At 59.0% G+C, this 17,416-nt stretch carries 15 protein-coding genes and 1 tRNA gene; 9 read left to right on the top strand and 7 right to left on the bottom strand.

The window, feature by feature from the left end:
• Positions 1 to 10 precede the first annotated feature (10 nt).
• The 3 genes from HMPREF2751_RS01795 to HMPREF2751_RS01785 all read left to right on the top strand — a co-directional run bounded on the left by HMPREF2751_RS01795 (position 11) and on the right by HMPREF2751_RS01785 (position 2,855).
• Positions 11 to 865: a DUF3097 domain-containing protein gene (locus HMPREF2751_RS01795; RefSeq protein WP_049170585.1), complete on the top strand. Its 855-nt coding sequence runs from the start codon at positions 11 to 13 to the stop codon at positions 863 to 865.
• 60 nt (positions 866 to 925) lie between these two features.
• Positions 926 to 1,363: an NfeD family protein gene (locus HMPREF2751_RS01790; protein ID WP_042388696.1), complete on the top strand. Its 438-nt coding sequence runs from the start codon at positions 926 to 928 to the stop codon at positions 1,361 to 1,363.
• 91 nt (positions 1,364 to 1,454) lie between these two features.
• Complete coding sequence (locus HMPREF2751_RS01785) at positions 1,455 to 2,855, top strand: SPFH domain-containing protein (RefSeq protein WP_048734130.1); 1,401 nt, start codon at positions 1,455 to 1,457, stop codon at positions 2,853 to 2,855.
• Between the two features lie 4 nt (positions 2,856 to 2,859).
• Here the strand turns inward: HMPREF2751_RS01785 and HMPREF2751_RS01780 are convergent, their stop codons facing one another.
• Together HMPREF2751_RS01780 and HMPREF2751_RS01775 are read right to left on the bottom strand one after the other, a co-directional pair.
• Positions 2,860 to 3,432 (bottom strand): hypothetical protein, encoded by a 573-nt coding sequence (locus HMPREF2751_RS01780; protein WP_049190712.1) that lies wholly within the window; start codon positions 3,430 to 3,432, stop codon positions 2,860 to 2,862.
• Between the two features lie 127 nt (positions 3,433 to 3,559).
• Complete coding sequence (locus tag HMPREF2751_RS01775) at positions 3,560 to 4,231, bottom strand: TVP38/TMEM64 family protein (RefSeq protein ID WP_052317814.1); 672 nt, start codon at positions 4,229 to 4,231, stop codon at positions 3,560 to 3,562.
• Between the two features lie 386 nt (positions 4,232 to 4,617).
• On the opposite strand from HMPREF2751_RS01775, the gene HMPREF2751_RS01770 reads away from it, so the two are divergent.
• The 3 genes from HMPREF2751_RS01770 to meaB all read left to right on the top strand — a co-directional run bounded on the left by HMPREF2751_RS01770 (position 4,618) and on the right by meaB (position 9,917).
• Positions 4,618 to 6,510 (top strand): methylmalonyl-CoA mutase family protein, encoded by a 1,893-nt coding sequence (locus HMPREF2751_RS01770; RefSeq protein WP_070595237.1) that lies wholly within the window; start codon positions 4,618 to 4,620, stop codon positions 6,508 to 6,510.
• An 8-nt stretch (positions 6,511 to 6,518) separates the two neighbouring features.
• Positions 6,519 to 8,738, top strand: coding sequence for a methylmalonyl-CoA mutase (gene scpA, locus HMPREF2751_RS01765; RefSeq protein WP_005510731.1), 2,220 nt, complete (start codon positions 6,519 to 6,521; stop codon positions 8,736 to 8,738).
• Positions 8,739 to 8,804: 66 nt separating this feature from the next.
• Positions 8,805 to 9,917, top strand: coding sequence for a methylmalonyl Co-A mutase-associated GTPase MeaB (gene meaB / locus HMPREF2751_RS01760; protein WP_048734122.1), 1,113 nt, complete (start codon positions 8,805 to 8,807; stop codon positions 9,915 to 9,917).
• A gap of 60 nt (positions 9,918 to 9,977) precedes the next feature.
• Here meaB and HMPREF2751_RS01755 read toward each other — a convergent pair whose 3' ends face one another.
• A complete protein-coding gene (locus tag HMPREF2751_RS01755) occupies positions 9,978 to 10,310 on the bottom strand; it encodes an ArsR/SmtB family transcription factor (RefSeq protein ID WP_048734120.1) in 333 nt (110 codons plus the stop codon).
• A 186-nt stretch (positions 10,311 to 10,496) separates the two neighbouring features.
• Between HMPREF2751_RS01755 and cls the strand changes: the two genes are divergently transcribed.
• The gene (cls, locus tag HMPREF2751_RS01750) at positions 10,497 to 11,990 is read left to right on the top strand and encodes a cardiolipin synthase (RefSeq protein WP_070567081.1); all 1,494 of its coding nucleotides are present in this window, start codon (positions 10,497 to 10,499) and stop codon (positions 11,988 to 11,990) included.
• A gap of 77 nt (positions 11,991 to 12,067) precedes the next feature.
• Here the strand turns inward: cls and HMPREF2751_RS01745 are convergent.
• A tRNA-Leu gene (locus HMPREF2751_RS01745) sits at positions 12,068 to 12,153 on the bottom strand.
• A gap of 226 nt (positions 12,154 to 12,379) precedes the next feature.
• On the opposite strand from HMPREF2751_RS01745, the gene HMPREF2751_RS01740 reads away from it, so the two are divergent.
• Positions 12,380 to 12,952 carry a YbhB/YbcL family Raf kinase inhibitor-like protein gene (locus HMPREF2751_RS01740; RefSeq protein ID WP_049170574.1) on the top strand — a complete coding sequence of 191 codons (573 nt, stop codon included), beginning with the start codon at positions 12,380 to 12,382 and terminating at the stop codon, positions 12,950 to 12,952.
• A gap of 138 nt (positions 12,953 to 13,090) precedes the next feature.
• Here the strand turns inward: HMPREF2751_RS01740 and HMPREF2751_RS01735 are convergent, their stop codons facing one another.
• The 3 genes from HMPREF2751_RS01735 to HMPREF2751_RS01725 all read right to left on the bottom strand — a co-directional run bounded on the left by HMPREF2751_RS01735 (position 13,091) and on the right by HMPREF2751_RS01725 (position 16,399).
• The gene (locus tag HMPREF2751_RS01735; RefSeq protein ID WP_049189276.1) at positions 13,091 to 14,191 is read right to left on the bottom strand and encodes a quinone-dependent dihydroorotate dehydrogenase; all 1,101 of its coding nucleotides are present in this window, start codon (positions 14,189 to 14,191) and stop codon (positions 13,091 to 13,093) included.
• Positions 14,192 to 15,355: a hypothetical protein gene (locus tag HMPREF2751_RS01730; protein WP_179078157.1), complete on the bottom strand. Its 1,164-nt coding sequence runs from the start codon at positions 15,353 to 15,355 to the stop codon at positions 14,192 to 14,194.
• 108 nt (positions 15,356 to 15,463) lie between these two features.
• A complete protein-coding gene (locus HMPREF2751_RS01725) occupies positions 15,464 to 16,399 on the bottom strand; it encodes an aldo/keto reductase (RefSeq protein ID WP_070437473.1) in 936 nt (311 codons plus the stop codon).
• Positions 16,400 to 16,531: 132 nt separating this feature from the next.
• Between HMPREF2751_RS01725 and HMPREF2751_RS01720 the strand changes: the two genes are divergently transcribed.
• The gene (locus HMPREF2751_RS01720; protein ID WP_040361409.1) at positions 16,532 to 17,413 is read left to right on the top strand and encodes an undecaprenyl-diphosphate phosphatase; all 882 of its coding nucleotides are present in this window, start codon (positions 16,532 to 16,534) and stop codon (positions 17,411 to 17,413) included.
• Positions 17,414 to 17,416 lie beyond the last annotated feature (3 nt).

The raw sequence follows: 17,416 nt of genomic DNA, 5'->3' as shown, positions 1-17,416 counted from the left end.
CTCAGTACCCATGAGCTTTCAAGACCCGTACCGCAATCAGGACGTGTTCGCTGGCGCACGTGGCCACCGCCGTCGTATCCCACAGCCGGCACGCGAGGTGACAGCAGAAAATGGTGTTGTCGTCGAGGCGTCCTATGACGGATTCGTCGGTGCAATTATCGGGTTGGAGAAAACTTTCGACGGCTGGTGCGTCCGGCTGGAGGGCCGCCACGGCAAGTCTCGGCTGTTTCCCATGCACGAGCGCGGTTTTCTCATCGACGGCAAACCTGTGACTCTGGTGCGTCCGAAAGCACAACCCAAAAAGCCCTCGCAGGATCTGTCGGCATCGGGCTCGCGCAAGGTCCACAACGTCAAGGCGAAAGTTGCTCTCCCCAGCCGTATTTGGGTCGAGGGTATTCATGACGCGGCAATTGTCGAGAAGGTATGGGGCCACGATTTGCGTGTCGAAGGCGTAGTCGTGGAGTATCTGGAGGGCTTGGACAACCTTCCAGAACGCTTGGCCGAATTTGGTCCGGGTCCGAAGCGCCGCGTCGGAGTCCTGGCAGACCACTTGGTGGAGGGCAGTAAGGAAAGCCGCATGACTCAGCAGCTCGGCCCGCACGTGATGGTCACAGGCCACCCGTTTATCGATGTCTGGCAAGCGGTCAAACCCTCGTCGGTAGGCATCGAGGCATGGCCGGAAGTTCCCTACGGGGAGGACTGGAAGACAGGAATCTGCCGTCGCTTGGGCTGGGGAGACGACCCCAAGGAGGGCTGGCGACGTGTCTACGCAGGTGTACACACCTACCGTGATCTGGAGTCAGATTTGATTGGCGCAGTTGAGCGCCTGGTCGACTTCGTAACTGAGCCACATATGCAGTACTGACCCCGGAATACTGGCTCCACTCGCCCCACATTTGTTCTGCAAAGTAGGTAGGGTGAGGGCGTGATTCCTCTCCTTTGGCTCGGAGCAAGCCTCCTACTGGTTCTCGGTGAACTCGCAGTCGGAGATTTAGCACTGTTAATGCTCGGAGGTGGTGCACTGGCAGCGTCCGGTGCGAGCCAGCTTGGAGCGCCGCTTTGGCTATCAGTGGTTATCTTCGCCGTTGTGTCCGCCGCACTTGTGCTGACAGTTCGCCCTGTGTTGCGCAAAAAGATGGCAAAACCGGACAAGTCCGCCGAACTGGAGTCGCGTCCGGAATTGCTAGCGGGCCGTCATGCTGAGGTCATCGAGCCAGTTTCCTCGTCAGCGGGTCTGATTAAGGTCAATGGCGAGTTGTGGAGCGCGCGCAGTCTTCTGACTGCGCAGACCTTCGATGCGAAGGAAAGAGTCACGATTGTAGAGATTTCGGGCAATACCGCAGTAGTGGACAAGCTGCTCTGAGCAGCCAACTCACTTAAAGGGCGCTCGGAGCACTCTTAGTTACTGACCATTAAATAACTGACCACACAGTTTCTAGCTACGAGGGAATCCCATGGAAGGCTTTATCATCCTCGTCGTTTTCATTCTCGTGGTTGTTACCTTGGTTCTCAAAGCGATTGTCCTGGTTCCTCAGGGTGAAGCGGCAATCGTAGAGCGACTGGGACGATACACGCAGACACTGAACAGCGGCCTGAACTTCATCATCCCGATCATTGACCGAGTGCGCGAGAAGGTCGATACCCGTGAGCGTATGGTTACCTTCCCGCCACAGGCAGTGATCACCGAAGACAACCTGACTGTGGCTATCGATACCGTCGTGACCTTCCAGGTCAATGAACCGGATCGGGCAATTTACGGTATCGATGACTACATCTTCGGCGTCGAACAGATCACCACCGCAACGCTTCGCGACGTCGTGGGTGGCCTGACACTGGAAGAGACACTGACTTCCCGTGACTACATCAACCGCCGTCTGCGCGGCGAGCTGGACGAGGCCACTGCCAAGTGGGGTCTTCGTATCGCTCGTGTGGAGCTGAAGGCCATTGAGCCGCCACCGTCGATTCAGCAGTCGATGGAAAAGCAGATGAAGGCCGATCGCGAGAAGCGCGCCATGATTCTGACTGCGGAAGGTACCCGCGAAGCCGATATTAAAACTGCTGAGGGCCGTAAGCAGGCACAGATTCTGGCCGCCGAAGGTAACAAGCACGCAGCAATTCTGGCTGCTGAGGCTGAGCGTCAGGCAACCATTCTGCGCGCTGAGGGTACTCGCGCCGCTACCTACCTTGAGGCACAGGGTAATGCTCGCGCTATCCAGAAGGTCAACGCAGCTGTTAAGGCTTCACAGTTGACACCTGAGATTCTTGCCTGGCAGTACCTGGAGAAGCTGCCTGAGCTGGCAAATAAGGACGGCAATACTGTTTGGATGATTCCGTCGCAGTTCGGCGACAGTCTCGAGAGCTTCGCTAGGGCTTTCGGCAAGAAGGATGCCGACGGTGTCTTCCGCTACGAGCCTCCGGCCGTGAGCCGAGAGACCAAGGAAGAGGCTGAGCAGGGCCGCGACGAGAACTGGTTCGACATGTCGACTAACCCGGAGTTGGCTCGTGCAGTTGCCGCGGCGAACGAGGTCGCTAACCGCCCGGTTGATGATCCGGTAGCTGCAGCAGCTGGTAATACCCCTGAGAGGAAGAAGAATCGCCGCGCTGATTCGGCTCAGCCCGCTCAGCCTGAACAGTTGGGTGGCCAGAACGGCCCGGCAGCGGTTGAACCTGCGACACCGGCTGCGCCCGCTGCGCCGGCCACACCGGCTGCGCCGTCAGTTCCTTCCGGCAAACGTGACCTGCCCTCGGCTCCTGGCACCGGCAATACCAATGCAGGCGGCGGTACACACTCCGCCGAGCGTCCAGATTTTTCAGGATGGTCACGTGACCCTTACGCCCCAGAAAATGGGCAGTAAGCTTTTATAACTCATCAGCTCGCTGAAGCAGGTGGACGGCCAGGTTCCATCCGGCCAGCTCCGCCTGCCAGCCAGCTGCTGCGAGGCGCTGATTGACGGCCTGCTTTGAAACTCCCAATTCTTCCGCGGCCTCTACCTGTGAATAACCAGCGCGAACCAAACCAGTTGCCTCGCGGCCTTCGGGGGACCTGCGAGAGATAACGTGGTGCAGCAATGTGAATGCTGCACCAATATCCTCCGAGTAATCCTTACCACGCGGATTGTTAGTCCGAATGCGGGTTTTTACCGTGCCGGCCCTGCCTCCCTTACCGATGACTGAGCTCGATGCCAGATGCGCTTGCTCAATGTCGTCCTGAGGACAAACACCGATACCTATCGCCCAGTCACCTGCGGCCAATAGCGCCAGCACAAGCGTGGTGACTCCCACAGCATTTTCAGGAGCTGCGCGAAGCTCTTCGATACCTGCAACCTCAACAGTTCCTACGCCTTCCAGGCCGGAAAGTGCCTGCGCAGAGGCCTGAACGTGATCTGCCCTGCGAGTAGATCGACCGCGATACCTGGCAAAGACTGAATACATACGCTCTAGTCTAGCCCCACCCCTTGACAGTTGGGCTAAGACACTTTCCTTCCCTCCGCACACTCACGGGCGCCCCACACCAACTCGCCGAAAACTCACGTCTAGCTCAAGAGCGCCAAGCGGTGTTTTAACGTTTCGAAGAACCGGTTACGACAGGGAACTTGGCGTCCGCAAGAAGTCCCAGCAAGCCAAGCACGAGCAGAATTCCCGTGGCCACCGCAAAGCGCACGTCGAAGCCGACCAACAGCGCGTCGCCAAGCAGAACGACGGCGAGTGTGTTCGGCGCCGAACCTAGGGCAGTGGCGATGATATACGGCACGATGCGTATCGACGACAGTCCACAGGCGTAGTTGAGAAACGAAAATGGCACGCCAGCAATCATGCGCAAGCTGAGCACTGTGAGCCAGCCGCGTTGCTCCAACCGATGGTCGAGACTGAGAAGACGGCGGTTGGTCAGGTGCGTGCGAAACCAATCGCGTCCCAAAAACCGCACAATACAGAGGGAGAGAAGGGCAGAAACCGTCGTCGCAGTAATTGCCAGCAGGAAACCGAGCACTGGCCCGAAGAGAATTCCGGAAGCCAAAGTGAATACGGTGCGGGGGATTGGGAACTGAGTCAGTGCAACGTATGCGAGAAAGTAGAGGAGCGGGAACCAGTCACCGGCATCGATGGACCACTGCCGGATGGTAGCGACGGTGGGAACATCGACGTACAGCGTGACGACGACCCCCACACCTACGGCTAGCACCAGCAGAACCTTTTTGAGTGTAGGGGTAATTCGCACATCGGATACGTTCACCCATTTGAGGTTACCGGGGATTGCGGGGAAGCGTGTGACCTGCGCGTTGGAGGCTCTGCGAGGAGGGCTAGTCAGCGGCTAAAGGCGTTTGCCCATTATTTCACTAGGATGGGAATCAAGGTCACTATGCCTTGGCTCGAGCACTTGACGTGCCCGTCAGCACAAAACCGAACGTAAGGGTATTGCACAAATAGCTGAAAAGTTCAGTGCATGGACACTCGGGTGAGTCTTAGCGTCTGACTAGTGGCTCTTATTGACTATTGGAGGAAGCCAACGCCTTTAAATCCCTTTCCGTCGCGGAGAATTCGGAAATTGTCGCAGCCGAATTTCCTCGGTTATGGATTGATAGAGGCGTTGCTTAGAACATGTAAGGGAGAAGGTCTGTCGTGACTGACCGAACGACCCCCGAATCACCTTCCACGCTGCCACCAAACTTCGAGGAATTGCAGAATTCCTGGTATCAGGGCGTGGCCAAGGTATTCGCGCGGGTGCACAAGCAAGACGTTGCAGATGTACCGCTCGATATTTGGAAACGACTGATTCAGACCACCTATGACGGTGTCGATGTTCGCCCGCTCTACACCCACGCGGACGAGCTCGCGGAAAGCCCAGCTCCGGGCCAGTTCCCATTCGTCCGTGGCGCAAAGGTCACTTCGGACAACACCAACGGTTGGGGCGTTCGGGAAACCTTCGGTCGCCAGTACCCAGGTGAGGATGCACTTGACCCAAAGGCCGTCAACGAGACTCTGCTGACTGCACTGGAAAACGGCACCACGGACATCCGCCTGGACTTCACCGGCTCCCTCGAAGCCGCTGATGTGCCGGCTCTGCTCAACAACGTCTACGTCGACCTTGCTCCGATTGCCGTGCATGCCGGTAAGAAGACTGCGCAGGTTGCGGAAGCACTGACGTCCTACATCGAGCAGGCAAACCCGACTAATCCGGACGCCGTCGCAGTCGAGCTTTCCGCGGCTCCGCTGACCTCCGCTTTTGCCGGTATTGACGATATTTCTCTCGACGAGGCCACGCAGCTGGCCGTCAAGGCGGCTAAGCAGCCGGGCGACGTCCGTGCCCTGCTTGTCGACGGCGTTGTTTTCTCCAACCTGGGTGCAAACAACATCCAGGAGATTGGCTACAGTCTCGCCGTTGGTGTCGCCTACTTGCGTGCGCTGACCGAAGCGGGCTTGAGCGCTGAAGAAGCCCTCGGCCAGATCGCTTTCCGCTTTGCCGCTACCGACGACCAGTTCGACACCATTGCGAAGTTCCGCGCCGCTCGCGTTCTCTGGGCCCGCGTTGCTGAGGTTATCGGCGCCCCTGAAGCTGGCCGCGCTCCGATGCACGCCGTGACAGCCCCGGTCATGTTCAGCCAGCGCGATCCGTGGGTCAACATGCTGCGTGTGACTGTCGCCTCCTTCGCCGCAGGTGTCGGCGGTGCCTCCTCAGTTGAGGTTCTGCCGTTTGATTACGCAGTTGTCGGCGGCATGCCGAACGTCTCCAAGACTTTCAAGGCTCGCATCGCTCGCAACACCAATCTGTTGCTGCTGGAAGAGTCTCACCTTGGTTACGTCGCCGACCCAGCAGGTGGCTCCTACTTCGTCGAAGACCTGACCGAAGAAATGGCCGACAAGGCATGGGAGATCTTTACCGGCACTGAGGCCGGCGGCGGTTTCGCCTCCGCGGAGGCCGATATTCGCGCCGCCCTGGACGCTACCTGGGAAAAGCGCCGCGCCGACATCGCACACCGCCGCACCAAGGTCACCGCCATCAACGAGTTCCCGAACCTGGCTGAGGCCCCACTGGCTCCTGAGGCCCGCCCGGAGGGCGACCCGATTCGCCGTTGGGCCAGCGACTTCGAGGCGCTGCGCAACCGCTCCGATGACTTCCTGGCTGAAAAGGGCAACCGTCCGCTGATTGCCATGCTGCCGCTGGGTCCGCTGGCCAAGCACAACATCCGCACTGGTTTTACCTCCAACCTGCTGGCTTCCGGCGGTATCGCCGTCGCCAACCCCGGCCAGGTTGTGCCGGGCGAGGCAGGTTTCGAAGAGGCAGTGAAGGCCTCTCCGATTGTCGTGCTGTGCGCAGCCGACAGCGAGTACGAGGCCTCGGGCCAGGACGCTGTCAAGGCCGCCCGCGCCGCCGGCGCTAAGGAGGTCTTGGTGGCCGGCTCCGAGAAGAGCTTCGCCAATGCCGCTGAGGACGCTCGCCCCGACGGATACCTGAACATGACCATCGATGCTGTCGCGGAGCTGTCCCGACTGCTGAACGAACTGGGAGCGTGAAGGAAGTAATGACCACCATCCCAAATTTCGCTGACATCTCCCGCAACACCGACGACGCAGCCGCTGCCACCAACAAGGCAGCTGCCGCGGAAGCTGGTGAAGTGTGGACCATTCCAGAGGGCATCGATGTCAAGCGCGTCTACGATCGCGCTGACCGCGACGCCGCTGCTGCCGAGGGCCACCCGGTAGATTCTTTCCCGGGTATCGCCCCATTCATGCGCGGGCCGTACCCGACCATGTACACCAACCAACCGTGGACTATTCGCCAGTACGCTGGCTTCTCCACCGCAGCTGAGTCCAATGCCTTCTACCGCCGCAACCTCGCGGCCGGCCAGAAGGGCCTTTCGGTCGCTTTCGACCTGGCTACCCACCGTGGCTACGACTCGGACAACCCGCGTGTGTCCGGCGACGTCGGTATGGCCGGCGTGGCAATTGACTCGATTTACGACATGCGTGAGCTCTTCCAGGGCATTGACCTGGGCGGCGTCTCGGTGTCTATGACCATGAACGGCGCTGTGCTGCCGATTCTGGCCTTCTACATTGTCACCGCTGAAGAGCAGGGCGTTTCGACCGAGCAGCTGCGCGGTACGATCCAGAACGACATTCTCAAGGAGTTCATGGTTCGTAACACGTACATCTACCCGCCGAAGCCTTCGATGCGAATCATCTCCTCGATCTTCGAGTACACCTCGGCAAAGATGCCGAAGTTCAACTCGATTTCGATTTCCGGCTACCACATTCAGGAAGCGGGCGCGACGGCCGACCTTGAGCTCGCTTACACGCTTGCCGACGGCATCGAGTACCTGCGGGCCGGTATTGACGCTGGCCTGGAAGTTGATAAGTTCGCTCCGCGTCTGTCCTTCTTCTGGGGCATCTCGATGAACACCTTCACCGAGATCGCCAAGCTGCGTGCAGGCCGCATCCTCTGGTCCGAGCTGGTTGGCAAGTTTGGCCCGAAGAACCCGAAGTCCCAGTCCCTGCGTACTCACTCGCAGACCTCTGGTTGGTCGCTGACCGCTCAGGATGTCTACAACAACGTCGCGCGTACTGCTGTTGAGGCTATGGCCGCAACACAGGGCCACACCCAGTCGCTGCACACCAACGCACTGGACGAGGCTCTGGCACTGCCGACTGACTTCTCAGCCCGTATTGCTCGTAACACTCAGCTGCTGCTTCAGCAGGAGTCCAACACCACGCGTCCGGTTGATCCGTGGGCTGGTTCCTACTACATCGAGTGGCTGACTAATGAGCTGGTCAAGCGTGCACGCCAGCACATCGACGAGGTCGAAGAGGCCGGCGGTATGGCACAGGCCACCATCGAGGGCATTCCGAAGCTGCGTATTGAAGAGGCTGCAGCTCGTACGCAGGCCCGTATTGACTCGGGTCGTCAGGCTCTCATCGGCGTGAATAAGTACCAGGTCGAAGAGGACGAGGCCATCGAGGTTCTCAAGGTTGAGAACTCCCGCGTGCGCCAGGAGCAGATTGACAAGCTGGCTCGCCTGCGCGCCGAGCGCGACGAGGAAGAGGTTCAGAAGGCACTGGCCGCTCTGACCGACGCTTGCCGTAACCCGGGTGAACCGGGGGACCTGGACAAGAACCTTTTGAAGCTCGCTGTCGACTGTGCTCGCGCCATGGCCTCCATCGGTGAAATCTCCGACGCCATGGAAGAGGTCTTTGGCCGCCATCAGGCCGAGATCCGTACTCTCTCCGGCGTCTACAAGGACGAAGTTGGCAAGGAGGGAGCCGTGTCCAACGTCTCCAAGGCCATCGCCATGGCCGATAAGTTCGAAGAGCAGGAAGGTCGCCGTCCCCGTATCTTCCTGGCCAAGATGGGCCAGGATGGTCACGACCGTGGCCAGAAGGTCATCGCGTCCGCCTACGCGGACCTCGGCATGGACGTTGACGTGGGACCGCTGTTCCAAACTCCGGAGGAGGCCGCCAAGTCGGCAGTCGACTCGGATGTCCACGTCGTCGGTGTTTCTTCGCTGGCCGCCGGACACCTGACGCTCGTTCCTGCCCTGCGCGATGAGCTGGCAAAACTGGGTCGTGAGGACATCATGATTGTTGTCGGTGGTGTTATCCCACCGGGCGACTTCCAGGAACTCTACGATGCCGGCGCCGCGGCTATTTACCCGCCGGGCACTGTCATCGCTGATTCGGCAATCGACATGATGACCAAGCTCTCTAACGAGCTGGGCCTCGACCTTGCCGTTGACGAAGAGTCCTAAATAACTACCGCATCCGCGCTGGGCTGACTGTTCAGCTCAGCGCGTTGTCGGAATTGAGAAGTAGCGATGAACGAGTATCTTGAAGAAAACCTGGGCACCCTCGTCACTACCGCTGGCACGGTCGTTGAGGGAAAGACCGCTGTAGCCCCCGAAGTCGTCCGCCGTGCGCGACGACGGATCGATGTCGACGACCTCTTTGAGGGCGTGCGGGCTGGAAACCGCACTAAGTTGGCCCGGGCAATCACGCTGCTGGAGTCGACTGCTCCGGCGCATAAGGTGCTGGCTCAAGAGCTACTGGTGAAGTTGCTGCCATTTTCCGGCAAGGCCATGCGTGTCGGCCTTACCGGCGTCCCCGGCGTCGGTAAATCAACCACGATTGAAACCCTCGGACTGAAGCTGATCGAGGAGGGCCACCGCGTTGCAGTGCTGGCCATCGACCCGTCGTCGACGAAGTCCGGTGGTTCGATTCTGGGCGACAAGACCCGTATGTCCCGACTCTCGGCCGCGGATGAAGCCTTCATTCGTCCGTCGCCCTCTGCGGGCACACTCGGTGGTGTCGCCAAGGCAACGCGTGAGGCCATGGTGGTGCTCGAGGCCGCAGGCTACGACATTGTCATCGTCGAAACTGTCGGCGTCGGTCAGTCCGAGGTCGCGGTGGCCCAGATGGTGGATACGTTTGCGTTTCTGGCACTCGCCGGCGCTGGTGACCAGCTCCAGGGCATCAAGAAGGGTGTGCTGGAGATGGCCGACGTGATTTCTATCAACAAGGCGGATGGTAAGAACTTGCGCCCGGCAAAGCGCGCTGCGCGTGATCTGATGACGGCCATGAAGATGGTTCGTTCCTCAGACCAAGTCTGGACGCCACCGGTACTGACTATGTCGGCATTGGAGGACGACGGCATCGACAAGTTCTGGCAAGCCATCGAAGACCATGTCGAGGCTATGCACGAGAATCATCTCTTTGATGAAAACCGCGCTAACCAGCAGATTAAGTGGATGTGGTCCATGGTTCACGAGACGCTCTTGCAGCGGCTCAACACCAACGAGGCTGTGCAGACAGAGAGCACCCTGGTGGAAAAACAACTCCGCTCGGGGCTGCTCACACCGACGCTCGCCGCCCAGCGCATCATGGAGGCATTTGACCAGGGAAGGGCATCGAACGCCGGGCTCGCCAACTAGGTTCAGAAAGGCGCGGGGTTTTCGTCGTAAAGCGAGTAAAGCGGGCGTATCCGTGTGCGCCTACTGACCGCGGTGATGGGGCGGATCGCTGTAGAGCGTGTGTTCGGCGAAGTGGAGAGCGTTGACCACGAGGTTGGTAAGGTGCTCGTCGGGCTGAGAGTAGAAGCTAGACGTGCCCTCCTTACGGGTCTGCACCATATTGGCCATGCGCAACTTCGCCAGGTGCTGAGAAATCGCGGGGACGGGGCGATCGAGCGCGCTAGCGATGGCGGTGACGGTCATCTCCCCGTCACGGAGGAGCGACAGGATCGAGAGACGCGTCTTGTCGGCCATCAACTTCAGTACGTTAGTGGCAACGTCGAACTCGGTGCTCGTAGGAGCCTTCTCAGTCATTTGGAGGGGTAGTCCTTTCGAAGTCGACATGCCAAACGCTTGCGATGTTCAATGAGTTGAACCTTACTACGTATTGATACCAGTATTCAATTTCAGATGTCACAATAGGCTGTCACGAAAAGGGGAGAGTGCACCTAAGGGGCCGCGACCAAAGGTACTGAAAATTCCTTCAGTAATATCATCTGCATGGATTGGTTGATGGGTACCTTCCCGTGGCTGGTGGAGGACTTAACGTGGTGGCAAGTACTATTTTTCGCACTCGACTACACGATTAAGTTCATCGCGATTGGATGGGTGCCGGAAAACCGAAGCCCATCGGCTTCGACGGCGTGGCTGCTGCTGATTCTGCTGATTCCATTTATCGGCCTACCTCTGTTCCTCTTCCTGGGCTCGCAGCAGATTACGGGCCGTCGGCATGAGGTACAGGCACTGGCACAGGAGCTCATTGCGGAACGTACCGAGCATCTGCCCGACGTACCGGACGATGCCGAGATAGAAGATGACGTTGTCAACGTATTCAAGCTCTCGCGCCAGCTCACGGGAATGCCGGCAATTGCCAGCGCGGAAAAGGGACTTTTCACCGAATACGACGCCTCCATTGACCGCATGATTGAGACCATCGATGCGGCCCAGAAATCAATCCACGTGCAGTCCTACATCTTTGCACTGGATTCCAGCACGGAGCCTTTCATACAGGCTCTTGAACGCGCGCACGACAGGGGACTAGAGGTCAAGGTACTGGTCGATCCAATTGGTTCGTGGAAGTACCCCGGCTACTACAAGCTGAAAAAGCGCCTGGACCAGGCTAAAATCTCCTGGCACCCGATGCTGCCCGTGAGCTTGCTGAAGCTCACCTGGCGCCGCCTGGATCTGCGTAATCACCGCAAGCTCGTAGTTGTTGACGGCGACATTGTATTCATGGGCTCGCAGAATTTGATTGAGCCCGAATATCAGAAGAAAAAGAACCATAAGATCGGCCGTCGCTGGGTGGACACGTGGATTGAGCTCGAGGGCGATATTGCGCTGGCCTTCGACGCAATTTTCGCGGTTGATTGGACCAGCGAGCTATACAAGACCCCAGACGCCACCAGGGACTATTCACTCCACAACACCGAAGTCAACGACAACTACAACGTTGTCCAGGTGCTGCCGTCGGGTCCGGGCTTCAGCACGGAGCCGAACCTGCGCGTCTTCAATAACATGATCTACCAGGCACACGAGCGGATTATCGCCGTCAGCCCGTACTTCGTCCCCGACGAATCCATGCTCATGGCGCTGACCTCTGCCGCATATGGAGGCATCGACGTCCAGCTCTACGTCAACGAAGAGTCCGATCAGTTCATGGTCGGCCACGCGCAGCAGTCCTACTACCAGGCACTGCTAACCGCTGGCGTGAAGATCTACCGCTATCCGGCGCCTGCGGTCCTGCACTCCAAGTTCATGGTTATCGACGACCGCATGGCCATGTTCGGCTCCTCCAATCTGGATATGCGCTCGTTCGGCCTCAACTACGAGATCACGCTTCTTTCCGCCGCCGGTTCCATCGTGGACAAACTGATCACGCTTGCCGACGAGTACCGCGACAAATCTTTCCTGCTCACCCAGGAGGAATGGAATGACCGGCCCCTTCGTCAGCGCTACCTGGACTCTGTTTTCCGCTTGACCTCGGCGCTGCAATAGGGCAGTCCCATTGGTCCGACAGACAAAGCAAAAATCCCGAGAGCTGCACTAATTGCAGTTTCTCGGGATTTATCTTGTGTCCGGAGGGGGACTTGAACCCCCACGCCCGTTAATAGGGCACTAGCACCTCAAGCTAGCGCGTCTGCCATTCCGCCACCCGGACCGGGTAGGAAGCACTTCCGTGCTGACCTGTGATACTGTATCCCGACTACATAATGAAACACAAATTGGCAGGTCAGAGGGGCATTAGCGCGCCAAACCTGGGTGTAATTACATCAGCGGTGTTAGCCCCGCATCCGCCTTGGATTCGCACTGAGAATCAGGCCCTGCAGATAGGGAGTCTTGTAAAGTCCCTGCAGCGCGCTCATAAAGTAGGCACACTGGTAGTTATGACTACGAATTCCAACGACACCGCAAACGACACTGCAAATGCTCCGGTTTTCCCGGGACCAGATCCGTACGCACCGCTGAAGGATTTGCCAACCTTCGAGCTGTCCTCGCCAGATATCAAGGACGGCGAGAAGATTGCGGATGAATTCCGCGCTCCGTCGAATGTTTCCCCACAACTGGATTGGGCAAATCTGCCGGAGGGCACTAAGTCCATTGCCGTGACCTGCTTCGATCCGGATGCTCCGACCGCTTCGGGCTTCTGGCACTGGGCTGTCTTCAACATTCCAGCGACCGAAAAGGGTCTGCCACAGGGAGCTGGCTCCGAAGACGGCTCTAAGCTGCCAGAAGGCGCTATCCAGCTTGTCGGCGACTCGGGCATGCGTGGTCACTACGGAGCTAACCCACCGGCGCAGCATGCCCCACACCGTTACATGTATGCGGTGCACGCGGTCGACGTGGAGAAGCTTGAAGTTCCGGAAGATGCGACGCCGACCGTGCTTGGCTTCAATCTGTACTTCCACTCGATTGCGCGTGCCATCATCACGCCGTGGTGGGAGAACGTCGGGGAGTAGGGATACGCCGCCCACACGGGCAACTCAACCGACCGGGCACGCTACTCATACAGAAAACCCCGGGGCCAGCGCCTTCATGGCAGCTGGCCCCGGGGTCACGTGTTTATTGGGTTAGGAAGCCTCAACGGCTTTCAGCAATTAACCACGCCACGGCAGACCACAGCCGACTGCCTCCGAAATGGAGTAGAATCCCTGAGCTCGAATCTGGCGAGCCAACCCTTGGTGAATGTCACGAATCCAGTCTGGACCGCCATAAATCAACGGTGTGTAGCCCTGCAACAGGGAAGCGCCGTTGGCAATCCGCTCCCACGCCTGCTCAGCAGTTTCAATGCCGCCGACGCTGATGAGAACTAGTTTGTCTCCGACGCGCTCGTGCAGCAGCTTCAGCACCTCTAGTGACCGAGCTGCCACAGGAGCACCCGAGACTCCACCGGCCCCCATCTCCGCGACCTCATCCGCGGGCGTACGCAGACCCTCACGAGAAATGGTGGTGTTGGTAGCCACAATGCCTGCCAGCCCCAGGTCAACAGCCAGGTCAGCAACCGCGATGACATCATCGTCAGAGAGATCAGGAGCGATTTTGACCAGCACCGGCGAGTCGGTCTCCTCAGTCACCGCTGCCAGAATCGGGCGCAGTGACTCCACCGCCTGAAGGTCGCGCAGACCCGGCGTGTTCGGTGAGGAGACATTGACAACAACGTAGTCCGCCAAGCCGCCGAGCTGGCTGGCCGACTCTCGATAGTCATCGACGGCCTCTTCCAGCGGAGTCACCTTGGTCTTGCCAATGTTGATACCAATCACGTCGTCACTGCGACGCGACCGCAAGTTCTCCGCTACAGCAGCTGCGCCGGGGTTGTTGAAACCCATACGGTTCAAAATGGCGCGGTCTTCTTTCAGACGGAACAGACGCGGGCGATCATTGCCCGGCTGCGGCTTGGCAGTCACGGTTCCCAGTTCCGCGTAGCCAAAACCAATTGGCCCCCAGCAATCCGGAGCAATAGCAGCCTTGTCGAAGCCTGCGGCGAGCCCCAGCGGACGCGGGAAGTCCACGCCGAACACGGTTTGACGCAGCACAGCATCGTCAACAACGAGTAACTTGCTCACCGCCCGCTGTAGACTCTCCGACTTCTGCAGCCCCTTCAGGGTCTTCGAGATGGCCTCGTGAATCTGCTCCGGTGGGACCTGGAACATTGCCTTTAGCGCGAGTTGATAGGACTTGGCGCGAAGTTTCGAAGGCATCTACTTAGTCTCTCCCTCGGAGTCGTCTGCTCCCTTGGTGTCACCTGCACCGGTCGGTAGTTTATCGGCTGGTTCCCGAACCGACATCTCCTCACGAATCTTCTCTGCATCCTGCTTGAAATCAGCAATTGCCTTATCGACGTCCGCGGAGTCAAAAATCTGGGCCCCGTCACCGGTAGCCGAGAAGACGCCAATCTGGCCATCCTCGGTGGCAACAATCGACTGTGGATCTGCAACCGTGTTGATGTCCGCGACCTTGACTGGGGTACCCGAGCTGATGTCGTAGCCAGTCAGCTTGTTCACCTTCGTCGAAGTCACCCAGACAATTCCGCGCGATTCATCGACCGCTACCGCCCACGGAGCCTCCGGGGCCGGAGCTGCCTGGTGGAGGCGAATGACGTCAGTGGCAGTGTAAATAAGAAGCTGGTTGCCCTTGGTGTCTGCGGCAGCAATGACATGATCACCGGAAGCTACCTTGCCGACGCCGATACCCGCACGCAGCGCAGAGCCAGCGCGGGACTCATCGAGCTTGAGCTCATGCACCGAAGTCTCCGGACGGTTGACCTCTAACAGCTTGACGTCCGCGTCATTGTCCGCTTTGGGAATCTCAACGAGCTGCGACCCGTTATTGGCAGCCTTGAAGTCACTGGCCAACTCACCATCAGCGCCGAACACATCGACGACATTGCTATCCGCATGGGCACCGATGATGCGGCCGCCTTCCAGGCCAACTGCGGCGGAGTAGTTGGTGCCACGGCCGACAACGGCCGTTTCCGTAGCCTGGTCAGTAATGACGTGGATGCCATCTTCACACGGCAGCAGAGCGTTAGGGCCGCCCGGCGCGAGCTCACCACACTTCGCGCCCAGCTTCATTGATCGCTCAATTGGGTTATTCAGCGGACCGGCAAAGATTTTGTCCCCGGCCTTCAGGACAACTCGGTCGCCGACCAGCACGGCATCGGTAACGTCCTCATCAATCTTCTTGGCCCTCCCGATAGCAGTATCGGGAGCAGCGGGTGAAGCGGCCGGCACTGGCGTGGCGTTGCCCATTCCGGCATCGATGTCTCCTTCCACATCGGAGGAGCACCCTGCCAGGACCACTGCGCTAGCGGAAAGCCCCGCTAGAAGGGAGGTTATGACACGTCGACGACTGTTTTCACTCACGCTATAGAAACTACCACCCCGGCCTGATTACTTTGTGGACGCCTCCAGCCGTGGGAAGTTCTCGCATTCGTTGTGCCTTATAAGTCTTTATAAGAATGCGGTTACTGATTACAGCGTGACGTCGTCAAGCGCGTTGCAAATCTGCGGTGGCAGCGTGAGTTGTTCGGCGGTGAGGTTTTCGCGTAGCTGAGCGCGGTCTCGAGCGCCAACGAGGATCGAGGTGACGCCCGGCCGATCGCGTGCCCAGGAAATCGCTGCGACGGCAGCACTGACGCCGAGCCCCTTGGCTGCGGTGGTCAGCGCGCCTGCAACCGTGACGCCGCGCGTGTCGAGATAGTCCTGTACCTCTGCGTCGGCGTGTTCGGAAGCAGCGCGGGAGTCCTCGGGAATGATGTGCTGGTATTTGGCGGTCAATACGCCTTGGGCCAGTGGGGCGCCACCGATAAAGCCGAGCCCCAAATGCTCACAGGCGGGCAGTAGTTCAGCCTCAGGGCTTCGCTGGAGCAGCGAGTACTCATGCTGTGCGAACACCGGAGCGATTCGATCCGCGGCGGCATGCGTCACCGCCGCCTGCCAACCGCTGTATCCACGCACTCCGGCGTAACGTACTTTCCCCGTGCGCACAGCCCATTCCAGGGTATCGGCGACCTCTTCCGGTGGGGTCAGCCCATCCCAGTAGCCGGGCGACCACAGATCAATGTGTTCGACGCCGAGGCGTGCGAGCGTATCGTCGAGGTCCTTTTGCAGTGTCTTACGCGAGCAGTCCACGCGCCTGCCGACGGGCCGCTCGGGGTGTATGCCAGATGCGACCGAGAGCACCAATTCGTCGGCGACACCGCGCTTTGCGATGACTGCACCCAGCATGTCGGCAACAGTGTCGCCGCCGTGGAGTGGGGAAGCGTCGACAAGGTTGCCTCCGGCGTCGAGGAAGTCCGTCAGGATGCGTCCGGCTTCGTCTTGCCTGGTACCCGCACCCCAGGTGGCCGTACCCAGCCCCAAGGCGGAGACGCGTAAACCGCTGTTGCCCAGAATTCGTTGTTGCACGATTTTTACTTTAGGACACCCGTGTGCGGTCGCGGGAAAAGTTCCGCGGGAGAGGTCTCGCTATCGCCGCACCGAAACCTCGCTATAGCCACAACACAAACCGGACGAGTAGCCTATACACCCGTGACTATCATGACGACACTAAGCGCCTCAGCAGATACCGCTGCCGATACCGCCGGCACCGGTATGACCTGGGCGCAGACAATCATCCTGTCCGTAGTGCAAGGTCTGACGGAATTTCTCCCGGTGAGTTCCTCGGGGCACCTTCGGATTGTCTCCGAGCTGCTGTGGGGCCAGGACGCCGGTGCATCCTTCACCGCTGTGGTGCAGCTTGGCACCGAATTGGCTGTGTTGGTGTTCTTCGCCAAGGACATCTGGCAGATCCTCACTGGCTGGTTTGCCGGTCTGTTCAATAAGGAAGCCCGCGGTTTCAACTACCGCATGGGTTGGATGGTGATTGTCGGTACGCTGCCGATTGCCATCATCGGTGTGCTGGGGAAGGACCTCATCCGCGATAACCTGCGCAATCTCTGGATTACAGCCGCTGTGTTGGTGCTTTTCTCCTTTGTCTTTATCGCCGCAGAGAAGTTCGGCCGTCGTGAGCGCAACTATGAAGAGCTGACCATGCGAGATGCCATCGTCATGGGTTTCGCGCAGTGCCTGGCGCTCATTCCGGGTGTGTCGCGCTCGGGCGGTACGGTGTCTGCCGGCCTGTTCTTGCACTTGGACCGAGAGGTTGCAACGCGCTTTTCCTTCCTGCTGGCTATCCCCGCTGTTTTCGCTGCTGGAATTTTTTCGCTTCCAGACGCGTTTGACCCTGCGGCGGGACAGGCCGCTAGTGGAGCGCAATTGGCCATCGGTACGCTGATTGCCTTCGTCGTCGGCTATGCGTCTATTGCATGGCTGCTGAAGTTCGTGTCGAACCACTCCTTCGCTTGGTTCGCCGCGTACCGCATCCCGGTCGGTTTGATTGTTATGGTGTTGCTCGGCTTCGGCACGATCAACGCTGTTTAGTGA

The organism is Corynebacterium sp. HMSC063G05 (assembly GCF_001810555.1).
Classification (GTDB): Bacteria; Actinomycetota; Actinomycetes; order Mycobacteriales; family Mycobacteriaceae; genus Corynebacterium; species Corynebacterium jeikeium_D.
The sequence above is the reverse complement of the archived record's forward strand: the minus strand, read 5'-3'. Positions and strand labels throughout refer to the sequence as shown.